This is a genomic window from Chloroflexota bacterium (genome assembly GCA_026710945.1).
In the GTDB taxonomy this organism is placed as follows: Bacteria; Chloroflexota; UBA11872; order VXOZ01; family VXOZ01; genus VXOZ01.
Map to the genome: position 1 here is coordinate 1 of JAPOQA010000033.1, position 15,637 is coordinate 15,637.

Below are 15,637 nucleotides of genomic sequence, written 5' to 3' on the forward strand. Positions count from 1 at the left end.
GGTAGCGAGAACAGCCGCCCGCGCGCGGAGGAGAAACGAGGACGGGGGGGGGGAGGACAACCCCCCCCACAACAAGTAAAAAAGGGGGGGGGGGGGGGGGGGGGGGAGCCCCCCTGTGCCGCAGCTTGTCAACGCGACTAAAATCCGGCGCCGGCAAGGGCACACTGTTCACGTCAAGATACTTAGACTGCCGATGCGCATAGTCTATCAATCAGCTAGGAAAAGTTCAACTACCGGCGTATGCACGCTCGGCTTCTGGATGGGCAATTCCAACGTAAGCAGGTCTTCGCCCCCGCTGGGGTAGCGGTGGTGCTGGGTGAAGTCGAATGTCTTGACCTCGGAGCCGTCGTTCAGGAGTTGGGCGTAGCGCACGCGGTTGCGCAGGCCCGGCAGGTGCAGGTACTTCAGCGGCCAGGCAAAGATGTGCAGGTACAGCCGGTTCGTTTCGGGATTGTACGTATAGCGGCAGTCCCGTGGCGGCGTGAACGGCGCTTGCGTGCAGCCGTAGATCGCGCGCCCGTGCTGCCGCATCCACGCGCCAATCTCCGCCAGGGTCGCCTGCGCGCGCGGATCGAACTCACCGCGGCCGGTAGGGCCGACGTTCATGAGCATGTTCCCGCCCTTGGAAACGCAGTCGATAAGCATCTCCACCAGCAGTTGCGGCGACTTCCAGTCCAGGTTGTCGCGGTGATAACCCCAGGAGCCGTTGAGGGTCTGACAGGCTTCCCAGTTGACGGGCTTGCCGTCCACGTGCAGCCAGCTCGGCGGGATGAATTGCTCCGGCGTATGGAAGTCTTGCTCGATTTCGCTGCGGTTGTTGATGATGATAGCGGGGTTTATCTCCCGCACCATGCGGATCAGTTCCTCGCTCTGCCAGTCGTCCTTGCCCTTGCCTTTGCTCCAACCGTAGTCTTGCTGGGAGTAGGAGAAGTCGAGCCAGAGGAGGTCGATGGTGCCGAACATCGTAAGGATCTCGCGCACCTGGCCGTGGAGGTATTCCGCGTACTTGCGCACGTCGCGGTCTTTCGTGGCCTCCCGGAACGAAACATCGTTCGCCTGGGGATGCACGCCGTCCACGGGAAAATCGGGATGGTGCCAGTCGATCAACGAATAGTAGAAGCCGACCTTGAGTCCCTCGGCACGGAAAGCATCTACAAACGGCTTTAAGAGGTCGCGCTGGGCGGGGGTGTTTGTAGCCTTGTAGTCGGTGAGTTGGCTGTCCCACAGGCAGAAGCCGTCGTGGTGCTTACTGGTAAGGACGACGTAGCACATGCCGGCCTCGCGGGCGATGCGCGCCCATTCTGCAGGGTCGTAGAGGTCGGGGTCGAAGTGGTCGAAATACGGCTGGTAGTCCGCGTCGCTGATCTGCTCGTATTTCTTCACCCATTCGTGCCGGGCGGCCATGGCGTAAATGCCCCAGTGAATGAAGAGGCCGAAGCGGTCATGGGTCCACCAGGCGGTATTGCCGGGCGTCGATTCCGGTTGGGGGAGAGCGGCATTGCTCATCTTTATGACTCCTTGCGTGTTGTGGTGGTCTTTCCGACAAGCCTATCACAGGTATAGTGACGTAGTTGTAGCGCGCGAGGACTAGGTAGCTGGATTCCTCGTACTGCACTCGTTACGATAGAATCTAGCTGGGATTGAAAGTGCGATGCCATGTGCGGCAAGATGGGCACAGCGGCTCGCCAAGCTATATGCCGGATCGGACAACGGCGGCAAACTGGCACGGAAGGATTAGGAGAATAGAATCATGCAACGACGATCTGTATGCTCGCTTCTGCTCAGCGGCGCCTCCGTAGCCGCACTGGCGGCGTGCGGCGGCGGTTCAACATTGTTAAGCGATGAGGAGCAGGAGACGGCGAGCTCTACCCAAGAGGCCGCATCGCAAACGCAGGCAGAGCCAACCGCGGCTCCGGCGGAAGCGCAACCGACGGCCGAGGCCCCGAAGCAGGCGGAGGCTGCGCCAACAGCAGCACCCACGCTCGACATGCCTTATCTTGGCAAGGCCCCCGAGATAACTCTTACTGGCTGGTTCAATTCAGAGCCCATCACTATGGCAAGTCTGGAGGGCAAGGCCGCTGCCATGATTGTGTTTTGGACGTATACCTGACCGGTCTGCCGCAGCGAAATCCCCAGTTTGGTGGATCTCTTCAATACCTACCACGATGACCGCTTCAAGCTGATCTCCGTGCACTTTCCGCACGCCGGATCTTCCCGAGACATCAGCGGCATTAAGGAGCGGGCCGACGCCCTCGGCGTCAACTATCCGGTGGTTGTAGACAACGATGAGGTGCTTTGGAACGCCTATGGCACCCGCACGTGGCCGGCATTCTACGGCATCGATCGGCAGGGCAACATACGCTTTGCAAAGTTCGGCGGCGGCAATTTCGAATTAGTGGTTGATGCCGTGAAGCAACTCAAGGAGTTGGGCTAAGCGGCAGTGTCGCTATCCGCTTGAACTAGATTCCGGCAAAGCTGTCGCAGAGACACGAATACAGTACCCAGTGTTCACATGAACACTGGGTACTGTTTCTATTGAAGCAGAAGCTCCTCGGTCGTTCGAGGACGCACATTGCAGGCGCAGGTCACCGCTTTTAAGAGGCAGCGGCAAGAATCCGGCATGCGGGCTTGTCGCACATTTAAAACAAGCCGTCTGCGGTGTAATGAGCACACCGCAGACGGCTTGCTTGTTTCGACAGATGTCTAAGAATCAGCAGGTACGCTAGCCCGCAGCCTTGAGCTTTTCAATCACTTCAAGGATGGAGTCGATACCGGCGCCGACCTGCTTGAAGCGGATGTCACCTTGTTTATCGACTGCGTAGGCAACCGGCCAGGCATTGTTGCCGTAGTCGTTCCAGGCTGACAGGTCGTTATCGATCGCGACCGGGAAATTGACATTGAGTTCCGCGGACTTCTCGGCAATGACGCTCACGTCCGTGGATGCGCCCAAGGCCGGGAAGTGGATGCTGATGAGCTTGAAACTGTCGTCAACGAGCGTGTTCTGGATATCCACCCAACTGGGGATTTCGCCGCGGCAGACCGGTCAGGTGTAGGTCCAGAAGACAATTAAGGCAGAGGCCTTGCCTTCCAAGCTAGACAACGTAATGGCATCGGAATTGAGCCATTCCGTGAGCGTAATCTCCGGCGCCTTGCCAAGGTTGGGCAGGTCGAGTTCGGGCGCTGCCGTCGGCTCAGGCTCCGCCTTCGCTTCGGGCTCAGCCGTCGGTTGCGCTTCCTTGGGAGCGGCGGTTGGCTCCACCTTGGCCTCTTGCGCGGTTTCGGCTGGCTTCTCCTCCTCAGTGTCGAGCAGCGTTGAGCCGCCGCCGCACGCCGCCAGTGCGGCTACGGAGGCGCCGCTGAACAGCAATGCGCATACAGAACGTCGTCGCATAGGTCTCCTCCCTTTTGCTGGTACTATCCCCGCAAAAACCGCAATGCTTGGGAATCTGCCTGTTTCAACTCGCCGTCATTGCGAGACGGCCCTTGTTTTCGGCGCTGCCATGGGCTGCGGCGAGGGCGTTGGATCGGATGCTTTGCCGCAACCCGTGCTCGCACTTCGAAGCATAGGGCGAGCCCCAAGGATCGAGTGTAACAATCTTCCTGTCGCCATCTCTCATACTAACGCTCAAATGCCAAGATTTCTAATGAGAAAAAGCCGAGAACTCCGGACAGCATTGCCAGGAAATTCGTTGCAACAGCAATTCCCATCAAGATCAAGAAGACTCCGCTTGTGCGCTCGACTACGAGCATGTGGGACTTGAGCCAGTTCATGAGGGATGCTGCGCGCTCGACGGCGGCGGCCATCGCGAGAAACGGGATGCCCATTCCCAATGCGTAGATTGCCAGCAAGATTCCGCCGCGGGCCACCGTGTCAGCGCCGGATGCCTGGAGCAAAATGGCGCCCAGAATCGGCCCCACGCACGGCGTCCAGCCGGTGCCAAAGACCAGGCCGATCAGGAAAGACGTGATCGGACCGGTTTTCTCCGTATCTATGCGGCCCAGCGGTGTATTGCGGAGCGAGACTTCCCGTTGCAAGATCTGCTGGAGCCACGGAATACGCAGGAATCCCAGAAAGCTAAGCCCAAAGATAACGAGAAGCGCGCCGCCGACAAGCCGCATCGTGGGAAGACCTTGCTGAAAGGCAAGGCCAACAAACGTGATAGCAATGCCGAGGGCGACGAAGATAGTGCCGAAGCCCAATATAAAGGCCAACGCGTTGATGAGAACGGCCCGTTGGGCAGACTTTTCGTGGCGGACCGCGTTGACGTGGCGACCACCGAGATAGACAAGATATGCCGGTACCAGGGGGAGAAAACAGGGCGATAAAAATGAGAGAATGCCGGCGCCAAATGCAATACCAACGTCAACAAGCATAGGATAAGCCCTTACCACGCAACGCACTACTCCCCTATCCATGCCCAGTATAACGAAAGTAGAGATGTTTTTTTGTAACCGCGCCTACAATTGGGACGGTTTTGCCAAAGTCAGTCTGGCAGTTTGCGTATCTGCGCTCTCGGATACGCCAGTAGGTGGCTTTACGTGAGGAGGTAGAGTCCGCTCACCGAGGTCTCATTGTGCACGCGGTGTATGGCTTCGGCGAAGAGCTGTGCCACCGAGAGGATAGTCATATTGGGCGTAATCTTATCTGACGGAATGTGCACAGTATCGGTGAGGATCACTTCTTGGATGAAGTCGAGATTAAGCCGGTCCGGGGCTGTGCCGGCAAGAAGACCGTGTACTGCCGCCAAGCGCAACCGAGGTCTGGCGCCGGCGTTGATGACGGCGTGGGCGGTCTCGACGATGGTACCGCCCGTGGTGATGATGTCATCGATGATGATAGGCGACTTACCCTTTAGGTCGCCAATCATGCCGACGATCCGCGACGTGGTGGCGGATTCGCGAGCCTTGTGGATTAGGGCTAGGGGCACCCCCAAGCGTTCCGCGTACTGCTCGGCAAGCTTGGCGCGGCCGACGTCCGGCGCGACAATGACGGAATCCGAAAGGTCTTGTTGCTTTATATAGTCGATGATCAGGGGTACAGCCGAGAGGGTTTCGAACGGGATATTGAAGAAGCCCTGCATCGCGGGCGCATGGATGTCGGTGAGGATGATGCGGTTTACGCCGACGGATTGGAGCATGTCCGCCACCACCTTGGCGCTGATCGGCTCGCGCCCGTGGGCCATGCGTTCCTGGCGGGAATAGCCAAAGTAGGGGATCACCGCGGTTATGCGCTTGGCGGAAGCGCGGCGCAGCGCGTCAACAATGAGCAAGAGTTGCATCAAGTTGTCATTCACGGGCGCCGAGGTTGGTTGAACGACGTATACGTCGCAGCCGCGCACACTTTCGTTCACCATTACCAGCGTCTCAGAGTCCGGAGCCTCTTGAATGTTGACCTCACCGAGACCCGTCCCGAGCAGGTCGGCAATCTCGGCTGCCAATGGATTGTTGGCCATACCCGAGAATATCTTGATGTCGCCATTAACCATTGCGGCTGCCCCTTCTCATGTTCCTTTGCCCCCATTATGCGCCTTAGCGCGCGGTCTCCTGATCGTTTACTTCCTGATAGCGCTCCTGCGCTAACCTGATCAATTCGTCCAGCAGGTCCGGGTATGCCAGCCCTGAAGCTTCCCAGAGCTTGGGATACATACTAATCGGCGTGAACCCGGGTATGGTGTTGATCTCATTCACGTATACCGCCCCGGTCTCACCGTTTATGAGAAAGTCAACGCGCGCCATGCCGCAACACTCAAGCGCCTGGAAGGCGCGAAGTGAGAGGTCTTGAAGCTCTGCAGTGAGTTCTTCAGCAATGGGCGCCGGCACGTGGAGAGCGGAGTCGGCTTCGTACTTGGCCGCGTAGTCATAGAATTCGTGGGCCGCCACGATTTCGCCCGGCACGGAGACGATCGGCGCATGATTGCCAAGCACGGAGAGTTCGATTTCCCGGGCATGGGGAACCGCCGCTTCGACGATGATTCTGCGGTCGTAGCGCGCCGCGGTATCAAGAGCAGGGCCGATTTCGTCTCGATTATGGACTTTCGAGATGCCTACGCTCGAGCCGAGGGCAGCAGGCTTTACAAAGAGCGGATAGCTAAGGCTTGCTTCAATCTCTTCCAGGCTATCCTTAGGCTGAGACCGCCATTGGCGCCGGGCCAGGGCGAGAAAGTCAACAATCGGTAGGCCGGCGTGACTAAAGAGCTTCTTTTGTACGATCTTGTCCATGCCCAGGGCCGAACTGAGCACGTCGCAGCCCACGTAGGGGACGTTGGCGAGCTGCAGGAAGCCCTGGATGCTGCCATCTTCGCCGTTGGGTCCGTGAAGTATTGGCAGTACGACGTCCAGTGCGCGGGCGATAGATTGATTGTTAGAATCCTGGGGCGAGCTGCGGTGTGCCAAGGCGGCGTCAGGACTGAATGCAAGTTGTGACGAATTGCCGTCAGTGGAAAGGTCCATTTGGTCCGCAAGAGCGCGTTGTGGATCAACATTCAACAGCCAAGTCCCCTCGCGTGTGATACCGATGGGCACCACCTCGTACTTGCATGGGTCGAGCGCTGCTAATACCGAACGGGCAGATATCACCGATACGTCATGTTCTGCTGAACGGCCGCCAAACAACAGGCCGACACGGAGCTTGTTGCTCATAGTTAAAGAAGCACCGGTGTCCGTTTGCTATGCTGACGTGAGGTGGCATCATTATAGCAGGTTGGCGTAGACTCTCATAGGGATTGGTGACGGGCCATGCCGTCAGGGGTCTGACGTAAACGGTATTTTCCAGAGGATTGGGATTTTGGGCGCTGCTTTGGCCCTCGTGACGCCGGGCGATTTGGGATGGTAGCTTCGGCCTCGGATAGTTTCTGCATGCATTATTCCGGCATGAGAAGTGCAAACACCTCAGGAAGCCGGTTGCCGTCAATCCACGTCAAGGACCTGTGCAGGCCGACAATTCAGTCGTGAGAGCTAATGTGACAATGGCGTTCAACTTGTGAGTCATCCCCATCCCGCCCAACGATAGCCAGCACTCAACTTAGAGGGAGCACGCCACACTTGTTCTACTTGGCCGACCTCTACCGAGCGCTACGCCGCGAACCGCCCCGTGGTCTGGAGGCGGCGCGCTTACCCTGTACGGGTCTATGCCATGATTCCCGCATTCTGCAGCCGGGCGAGGTTTTTCTCGCGTTGCGCACCGATCAGCGGGACGGACATGAATTCATTCCCAATGCAGCGCAGAAGGGTGCGGCTGCGGTTCTTTGCCAACGACCGCGTTCTGATGTTGACATACCACAGATCCGGGTGAGGGACCCAAACGATGCCGCGTGGAAGCTCGCCTCCTATTTGGTGCGGCAGCGGCCCGGCCTGCGCATTGTGGCGGTAACGGGCAGTTACGGCAAGACGACTACGAAAGAAGCAATAGCGAGCGTATTGGCAGAACGCTTTGCAGTATGCAGTGCACTTGGAACTGAGAATAACGAGATCGGGATCCCGCGGACGGTCGTGCGTTGCAGGCCGGAGGACGAAGTACTGGTGTTGGAGATGGGAGCCCAATGGCGCGGTGAGATTGCCGGCTACTGCCGCAAAATCCGTCCCCACGTCGGCGTGGTAACGGCGGTGGGTCCCGTTCATCTTGAACTTTTCGGATCGCTTGACCGCGTGCAGCATGCCAAGTCCGAGTTGGTTCAAGCTCTGCCGGCGCGCGGCACGGCTGTACTCAACGGGGACGATCCGCGCGTAAGGCAAATGTCCGCCAATACAAGTTCAGATGTCATTACCTATGGAATTGAGGGAGGGACGGACATTACGGCTCAGAACGTGCATACTTTGCCTGATGGCTGGACGCAGTTCGACGTGAGTACCGGATCTGAAAAGAGGCAAATGAAGACGCGAGTGCTGGGCCAAGCCGGAGTTTACGCCGCGCTCGCCGCGACAGCCGTGGGACGTGAGTTTGGTTTGACATTGGACGAGATAGCGCAAGGGCTGGCGAAAGTCACTCCTGCGCCGGGCCGCCTGCAGGTGCGGCAGGGACGCAACGATTCGGTGTTGCTCGATGATGCCTACAACGCCAACCGCGTCTCCGCAACGCTTGCCCTGGAATCGCTTGCGCAGCTAGGTGGGCAAGGCAAGAGCATTGCGGTATTCGGAGACATGCTGGAGTTAGGGGAATTTACGGCTGAAGAACATCGTCTCTTGGGTCAGGCTGCAGCGCGTCTTGTTGATCGCTTGATAACGATCGGCGACGATAGTTCCGAAACTGCGGCGGGCGCCCGTGCGGCAGGCATGGACCCGGCCCTCATCACAGAGTTTGCGGCGAATCATGTTGACGATGATGCACTGGAAGCTGCCTTGAAATCTGCAGAGTCGCTCTTGGCAGCGGAGGTGAACCCGCAAGACGTCGTGTTGATTAAGGGGTCACACGGCATGGGACTCTACAGGCTTGCTGAACGATGGGCAGTAGGAGGTCCCGCAGACGAATAGACCTGTCTCGTGTGGTGGTAACCGAGACAACCCCAAAGTGTGGGATTGAGAATGCAGCAAGGAGAGGCCACTCTGCTTGCTGTGGGTGGTTTGCAAGAGCGCGCTTCTGATGAAGCGCGGGGATAGTGGGTACTTGTGCGTCCGTTTGGGAGCGGACGTGCTAGTGGATACAAAGAGGGTGGAATATGTTTGCGCTGATCTTAGCGTCAGTTTGGTTTGCTATTACTATCGATTCGGGTCCTACGACGGAACTATGTACGCAACTCAATACCGTGCGGGAGAGTCTAAGAGTCGCGGGTTGGCTGGGAGTAGACCAGTTTTACGAGGACAGTTGCGTGCCGGAGCGGGCTACTCCAACTACGACGGAGATCGCGGGGCTACAGCTCAAGGCTGCTCCGGCATCCGACGGAGGCATAGACTACGGTCGCTGGATGTACGAGCAAGGCGGCTGGGACGACGTCGATGACGATGGCTGCAACACACGCGAGGAGGTCCTGGTAGCCGAAGCGCAAACGCTTGAAACGGATGATGAGTCCTGCGTGCCCGGCGGTACGTGGTTGTCATGGTATGACGGGGCGACGATCACGGAGGCATCGGGCATAGACATCGATCACATGGTGCCGCTGGCAGAAGTACACGAGTCGGGGGGATGGCGGTGGTCTTATGCGCGGCGCTATGCATACGCAAACGATCTGATCTTGTCGCAGACATTGACCGCGGTGTCGGCTTCGAGCAACCGCTCGAAGGGCGCGCGAGATCCGGCAGTATGGAAGCCGCCTGCAGAATCGGCGTGGTGTCAATATGCGCAAGATTGGATTGCGGTCAAGGTGTTCTGGGAGCTCAGCGCGGATGATGCCGAGGTCGCAGCGCTGGGCACGATGTTAGAGAAGTGCGACGAGACTCCGGAAATAGTACTCCCTACTCCTACGCCGACGCCAACCCCGACTCCAACGCCAACCGCGACACCCACGCCGACGCCTACTGCTACGCCCACCGCAACGCCGACGCCTACTGCTACCCCAACGGTGTATGCAAGCTGTGCGGCGGCTGAGGCGGCGGGGGTAGAGCGCGTGCAGGGAAGTAATGGCGACGGCCGCGGCTTCCCAATAGAGATCATTGCCGACCCGCCGCGCGACGGTGATGGTGATGGGGTTGTGTGCGAGCAGTAAGACTTCCCGCGAGTGCTCACTCGCTCTCACGAGTGCTCACTCGCACGGAGACCATGGCGCTTCCCAAAAGGAGTGCGCGAAAATGGGCGAGAATGGTGAAGAATGCCCCTCACCCTGGCCCTCTCCTCCGGTCGGCCGTCTCATAAACGCATCGCTCCGTTTAGACTTGCCCTTCGACCCTTCGACAGGCTCAGGACAGGCAGGCTCAGGGCGAACGTAACAGGCAATGATCCGTTCGTGCTGAGCACTTCGGCAAGCTCAGTACAGGCTTGTCGAAGCACGATTTAGCTTATCGAGTCGACCTTTGAGACTGCCTCCCAGGCAGAGGAGGCAAACCGCTCGTCTATGAACAGTGATGCATAAGCGTTTCCTCGAGGGAGAGGCGAAGTCACATCGAACATTGGGGTTCCGTGTGTAGAGAATTCTGCGCCTGCGACCCAGCGTGTGCGTTGGTCGCCGCTTGGATCGAAATAGATGTGGCCGGGAGCAATTGGGGTATGTGCCGGATGGATTCTCGCTCGCATCCGGCAAGGGACAGGTCTCTTTTGGCAATGATGGCATGAGACAGAGACAATACTCGTGGGATTGATAGACTTTGGCGCTCTCTGAGTCTTGGCGAGCGTGGAATCTGGCTATAGGCAGTTCAATCGGATCCGACATTTTCTTGAATGCTTGTCTCATCTTTGCGATACCCTTACGGCAAGCGGAATCGAGCGGATTGTAGGTCTGGAAACGTAAGCCGTCAAGACTGTTATTCGCTTTCATTCTCTCCGCATTCCAGGTATTCTTAACCGAGTTAATTTCCCTCTTGACGTAGTGCCGGTCCCGGGAGCCGTGTGCCCGCATGAAGCAATTCACCCACCTGCATTTGCATACGCATTACAGCTTGTTGGATGGCATGAGCCGCATGCCGGAGTTGATGGATTGCGCCAAGGAATTGGGCTTTGAGGCCATCGCCCTCACCGACCATGGCGTGCTGTACGGCGCTATCGAGTTCTATGAAGAGGCCCGCAGCCGGGGCATCAAGCCCATCTTGGGTTGCGAGGTCTACGTGGCGACGCGCTCGCGCTTCGACCGCGAACCGAAGGTGGACGACCGGCAGTACCACCTCACGCTGCTGGCAAAGAACAATGAGGGCTACAGCAATCTGGTCAAGCTGGCAACACAGGCGCAGCTCGAGGGCTTTTACTACAAGCCGCGCGTGGACCACGAACTGCTGGAACAATATAGCGAGGGCCTCATCTGTCTATCCGGTTGTCCGTCCGGGGAGATTCCGCGCGCGCTCCGTGACGGGAATGCGGAGAAGGCGCGGGACGTGGCGCTCCACTACCGCGACGTGTTTGGCGCGGAAAACTTCTACATCGAGATACAAGACCATGGCATGGAGTGGGAGCAGGAAGTTACCGCAAAGCTCGTAGAGTTGGCGCGGGACCTCGAACTGCCTTTGGTGGCCACGAACGACGGGCACTACACCCGCCGTGAGGATGCTGAAGCCCACGACGTGCTCCTGTGCATCCAGACCAACAGCAACGTCAACGATGCCAACCGCATGCGCATGGAGACCGAGGAGTTTTATCTGCGCAGCGCCGACGAGATGTGGGAGCGGTTTGCGGAGTTTCCCGAAGCCCTGACGAACACCGTGAAGATCGCGGAGCAGTGCAATGTTGAGCTGGCCCTCGATCAGCGCATCCTGCCCCATTTCGAAGTGCCGGAGGGGCACGACGCGCGTTCCTATTTGAAAGAGGTCTGCACGGCAGGACTAGAGAAGCTCTATCCCGATGCCGCTGCCTCGGCCCACGAGCGATTGAAGTACGAACTGGACGTGATTGGGGAGATGGGCTTTTCCTCGTACCTTCTTATCGCCGCCGACTTTGTCAATTGGGCCAAAGAGCAAGGGATTCCGACCACAGTGCGGGGTTCTGCAGCGGGCAGTCTGGTCTGTTACACCGCCGGCATTACCGACATCGATCCTTTGCACTACGGCCTGATCTTCGAGCGTTTTCTTAACCCCTCGCGCTACACCATGCCGGACATCGACGTAGACCTCATGGACGTGCGCCGAGACGAGGTCATCGAATACGTGACGGAGAAATACGGCGCCGATCACGTGGCGCAAATCATCACGTTTGGCACGATGAAGGCGCGGGCCGCCGTCCGCGACGTGGGTCGGGCGCTCGGCATGACGTATGGCGACGTGGATCGCGTTGCCAAGCTGGTCCCCATCATGTCCACGGTGGATGACGCGCTGCGAGACTCACCGGACCTGCAGCAAGTCGCGAACGAAGAACCGCAGGTGCAGCGCCTGCTTGACTTGGCCAAGAACCTGGAAGGCGTGGCACGCCATGCGTCCACCCATGCGGCGGGCGTGGTGATCTCGCGGGAGCCGCTTACCGAGTACGTCCCCTTGCAGCGCAACGTCGGCGACGATGGCGTCATGACCCAGTTTGAAATGAACGCCATCGAGAAGATCGGGTTGCTCAAGATGGACTTTCTCGGCTTGCGCAACCTCACCGTGCTGGACCGCGCGGTGCGTTTCATTGCGGAGACCCGGGGTGAAACCATAGGTCTCAGAGAGATTCCGCTGGACGATAGCAAGACGTTTGAACTGCTCTCATCGGGAGAGACGACCGGCGTCTTCCAGTTGGAGTCCGACGGCATGCGGCGCTACGTGAAAGACCTGCAACCGGACCGCATCGAGGACGTCATGGCGCTGGTGGCGCTGTATCGTCCAGGCCCCATGGCATACATCCCGCAGTACGTCGCCAGACGTCACGGCCGCGAACAGGCTACGGCACGGCATCCATTGATGTCTGCAGTGCTGGAGAGCACATACGGCATTATGGTCTACCAAGAGGACGTAATGGCCGTAGCGCAGGCGGTGGCCGGCTATACGTTGGCGGAAGCAGATAAGTTGTGCTACGCCGTCCGCAAGAAGATTGCGCATGAATTGCAAGAGCATCGCGAGCGGTTTGTCAGCGGAGCCGTGGCAAACGGCCTCTCAAAGAAAGTCGCGGAGGCGATCTTCGACGACTTCGAACCTTTTGCGCGGTACGGATTCAATCAAGCCCACGCCACGTGCTATGGCACGATTGCGTACCAGACCGCCTACCTCAAGGCAAACTACCCCGCCGAATACATGACCGCGGTCTTGAGTACGGAGCTTGGGAATTCAGACAAGATCATTGAAGCAGTGCGCGAGTGCAGCAGGTTGGATGTTGCGGTAGCCCCGCCGAATGTAAACGGGAGCGAATCCAATTTTGCGGTCAAGGAAGGTACGATCTTTTTCGGCCTCGCCGCGGTCAAGAACGTGGGAACGGCTGCGGCCGAAGCAATTGCCGCTGAGCGGGCGGAGGAACCCTACCAAGATTTCTACGACTTTTGCCTACGTATCGACCAACGGGTCGTGAACCGACGCGCCTTGGAGAGCCTCATTAAAGTTGGGGCGCTGGATAGCATGGGTGACCGGGCAGCCCTCCTGGCGAGTTTGGACGACGTGCTTGCATCCTCGCAGAAAGCACAGAGCATTAGCAATCAGGGTCCGACGCTCTTCGAGACGTTCTTAGGCGAGGAGCAGGCAGCCATGCTCACCAGCTTCACGCTCCCTGAAACTGAGCCCGCTACACCGGAAGAAAAGGGCATCTGGGAGAAGGAACTGCTCGGCGATTACCTCTCAGAGAACCCATTCAAGCCGCACATTGAACGAATGCGCGCAGTGGCCGACATGACTACGGCAGAGGTGACGCAGGAGCGTGAGGGCAAGCGAATCACGTTGGCAGGGCGCGTTGGGTCTGTGCGCAAGATATTCACCCGAAAGGGTCAGAATATGGCAATGCTTACCCTTGAAGACGAGAAAGGCCAGATCGACGTAACCGTCTTTCCCAAGCTATACGCAGGGCGCGCTGACTTGCTTGAAAACGGCAACTTTGTTGTCGTGAAAGGGCGCGTGGAGCAAGATAGCCGCGACGACGTGCTGCGCATTTTGGCGGAGAGCGCAGAGCTGCTGGATGAAGTAACCGCTGAGCAACGGGACGGCGCGCAGCCTATTGCGCAAAATGGTGATCCGACAGCGAGGGTTTCCGAGAACGTTGAAAATGCTCCATCCGCGCGGGAGGACGGTCTCCCCGATTGGGTGCCGGTCGGCGCCGCAAATTCTGCGGAAGCTTCAACTGCAGCGGCTGAAACTGAGGCTGCGGAGAAAGTGGAAGTAGAGGCTGTGGCGACACCTGTGGCGGTTACCCCGACGCAGGAGATCGATGACGAGACCGAACCACAGGTGAGCCAACCCGCTGAAGAGCCGGTGGATCGGACGGGGCCGGAGGTTGAGCTTGTGCTCCAGCGCACGCCGGATGACGCGGAGGACTTAGGACGATTGCAGCGGCTTGCCGGAGTCGTGATGCGTAATCCCGGTGAAACGCGCATCGCGCTGCGGATTATTCTCAACGGTACGCACGTGCGCCTGGAGACTCATGATCGGATTGCACTGACGCCGGAGGTGGAGGACGAGATCGAGGCTTTGTTGGGCACTGCGCCGATGCGGAAGTCGGTCCCGTGATCGGCATCGGGAACAGTCGGCATTGCCGCCTTCCATCGCTGCGGCGTGTCTTGCTCTGTGCGTTGGTGGTAGCTTTGAGCGCACTCGGTCCCTTCACCGGGGAGACTGCCCGGGCCGAGACTGTCCGACCTGACTTGCGGTCGGGAGACCGCTTCACGATCTTGCTGGTTGGTCTCGATCGTAGGCAGCCACAAGAGTATTCGCGCAGCGACGTCATCATGCTGCTCAGCATCGAGCGCAATTCCCGCACGCTTTCCCTTCTCTCAATACCCCGCGATCTATGGGTTACCATCCCCGGCTATGGATGGAACCGTATCAACGCTTCGTACTTTCTCGGCGAGTACTACGAGTCAAACGGCCCGGAGTTGGCGCGCCAGACCGTTGAATCGGTTTTCGACGTGCCCGTACATGCGGTGGCGGCAATTGACTTTACCGGCTTTACGGCGCTTATCAATAGTTTTGGCGGTGTTGAGGTTTTGGTTGCCAAGACCCTGATCGACAACTTGTATCCAACGTTTGATTACGGATACACACGCATTGTCATTCCCGCAGGCTTACAGCACATGGACGGCGCTACCGCCCTAATCTATGCGCGCACGCGGCATCCGGACAACGACTTCAAACGGATGGGCCGCCAGCAGAACATCATCACTTCTGCGCGCGCCGGACTCTTTACGGACGAAATGATCGTCATATTCCCACTGCTCCTCCAGCGGTTCAATGAATTAGTTGAGACCGATCTTACGGTTGCCGAGCAGCTCATTCTCATGCGTGATCTCTATTTGCTTAACGATGTACCGATCAATGCCCGCGTTATCGAGCCGCCCTTGGTTTACGACTATGTAACGGATGGCGGCGCGCAGGTATTGCTGCCTAACTGGGGGCTTGTGCGTCCCATAATTGGGGAGATGTTCGGCAATACGGATTAGAATCCTGAGCCGTCGCGGCATAGTGACGGAGAGCTAGACTGCGTATCCCTTGTGTGTGACATTGAGGAATCAGTCCTGGGTAAATTATCCGGGATTAGTAGTTAGAGACTTGATACTTTCGCAAGGCTGAGCTTCTTGTCATTCCTGTAAGTGTCAGGTAATTCGTTGACAGATTTGAGAACAAAAGCAACCTTTCGCAGTGTTAGACATGACTAGCACACATGTCATTCCGAACGAAGCGCAGCGGAGTGTCGCTCTTTGCGCGGAATCTAGAGTGCTGAGGCCCTGAAAGAGTGTTGAGCATGGACCCTAGATTCCGCGAACAGTGTTCGACGCTACGCTCGGAATGACAAGGCCTTGTAGCGCTTTCTACGGGAAAGCGAATTCTGTCAACGAATTACTCAACACTTTCAAGAATGACAGATCGAGGAGCCGATCTGGGTGAGGTACGCGTGGCGTCTTGCATCTGCACAGACAAATCCGTATCTCCTAATTCCATATTTATCTCCCGCGACATGTTC

The 15,637-nt window shown here is 58.1% G+C and carries 11 protein-coding genes and 1 pseudogene; 6 read left to right on the forward strand and 6 right to left on the reverse strand.

Features of this window, described 5'->3' with window-relative positions; genetic code table 11:
* Nucleotides 1-207 precede the first annotated feature (207 nt).
* Nucleotides 208-1,506 (reverse strand): alpha-L-fucosidase, encoded by a 1,299-nt coding sequence (locus OXE05_06725; GenBank protein ID MCY4437012.1) that lies wholly within the window; start codon nucleotides 1,504-1,506, stop codon nucleotides 208-210.
* A 244-nt stretch (nucleotides 1,507-1,750) separates the two neighbouring features.
* Here OXE05_06725 and OXE05_06730 point away from each other — a divergent pair, with 244 nt between their 5' ends.
* Together OXE05_06730 and OXE05_06735 are read left to right on the forward strand one after the other, a co-directional pair.
* The gene (locus OXE05_06730; GenBank protein ID MCY4437013.1) at nucleotides 1,751-2,110 is read left to right on the forward strand and encodes a hypothetical protein; all 360 of its coding nucleotides are present in this window, start codon (nucleotides 1,751-1,753) and stop codon (nucleotides 2,108-2,110) included.
* Between the two features lie 15 nt (nucleotides 2,111-2,125).
* Nucleotides 2,126-2,434, forward strand: a pseudogene (locus OXE05_06735) (redoxin domain-containing protein).
* A gap of 288 nt (nucleotides 2,435-2,722) precedes the next feature.
* Here the strand turns inward: OXE05_06735 and OXE05_06740 are convergent.
* From OXE05_06740 to OXE05_06760, 5 genes are all read right to left on the reverse strand, one after another.
* Nucleotides 2,723-3,013, reverse strand: coding sequence for a hypothetical protein (locus OXE05_06740; protein MCY4437014.1), 291 nt, complete (start codon nucleotides 3,011-3,013; stop codon nucleotides 2,723-2,725).
* A gap of 30 nt (nucleotides 3,014-3,043) precedes the next feature.
* Nucleotides 3,044-3,391 carry a hypothetical protein gene (locus tag OXE05_06745; GenBank protein ID MCY4437015.1) on the reverse strand — a complete coding sequence of 116 codons (348 nt, stop codon included), beginning with the start codon at nucleotides 3,389-3,391 and terminating at the stop codon, nucleotides 3,044-3,046.
* Nucleotides 3,392-3,618: 227 nt separating this feature from the next.
* Nucleotides 3,619-4,374 carry a cytochrome c biogenesis protein CcdA gene (locus OXE05_06750; GenBank protein MCY4437016.1) on the reverse strand — a complete coding sequence of 252 codons (756 nt, stop codon included), beginning with the start codon at nucleotides 4,372-4,374 and terminating at the stop codon, nucleotides 3,619-3,621.
* 161 nt (nucleotides 4,375-4,535) lie between these two features.
* On the reverse strand, nucleotides 4,536-5,486 hold the full coding sequence (locus OXE05_06755; GenBank protein ID MCY4437017.1) for a ribose-phosphate diphosphokinase: 951 nt from the start codon (nucleotides 5,484-5,486) through the stop codon (nucleotides 4,536-4,538).
* A gap of 43 nt (nucleotides 5,487-5,529) precedes the next feature.
* Nucleotides 5,530-6,639 carry a D-alanine--D-alanine ligase gene (locus tag OXE05_06760; GenBank protein MCY4437018.1) on the reverse strand — a complete coding sequence of 370 codons (1,110 nt, stop codon included), beginning with the start codon at nucleotides 6,637-6,639 and terminating at the stop codon, nucleotides 5,530-5,532.
* Nucleotides 6,640-7,041: 402 nt separating this feature from the next.
* On the opposite strand from OXE05_06760, the gene OXE05_06765 reads away from it, so the two are divergent.
* From OXE05_06765 to OXE05_06780, 4 genes are all read left to right on the forward strand, one after another.
* The gene (locus OXE05_06765) at nucleotides 7,042-8,466 is read left to right on the forward strand and encodes a UDP-N-acetylmuramoyl-tripeptide--D-alanyl-D-alanine ligase (GenBank protein MCY4437019.1); all 1,425 of its coding nucleotides are present in this window, start codon (nucleotides 7,042-7,044) and stop codon (nucleotides 8,464-8,466) included.
* A 185-nt stretch (nucleotides 8,467-8,651) separates the two neighbouring features.
* The gene (locus tag OXE05_06770; GenBank protein MCY4437020.1) at nucleotides 8,652-9,635 is read left to right on the forward strand and encodes a hypothetical protein; all 984 of its coding nucleotides are present in this window, start codon (nucleotides 8,652-8,654) and stop codon (nucleotides 9,633-9,635) included.
* An 844-nt stretch (nucleotides 9,636-10,479) separates the two neighbouring features.
* Complete coding sequence (locus tag OXE05_06775; protein MCY4437021.1) at nucleotides 10,480-14,187, forward strand: DNA polymerase III subunit alpha; 3,708 nt, start codon at nucleotides 10,480-10,482, stop codon at nucleotides 14,185-14,187.
* Between the two features lie 74 nt (nucleotides 14,188-14,261).
* Entirely contained in the window at nucleotides 14,262-15,116 is an 855-nt protein-coding gene (locus tag OXE05_06780) for an LCP family protein (protein ID MCY4437022.1), read from the forward strand.
* Nucleotides 15,117-15,637: the final 521 nt, after the last annotated feature.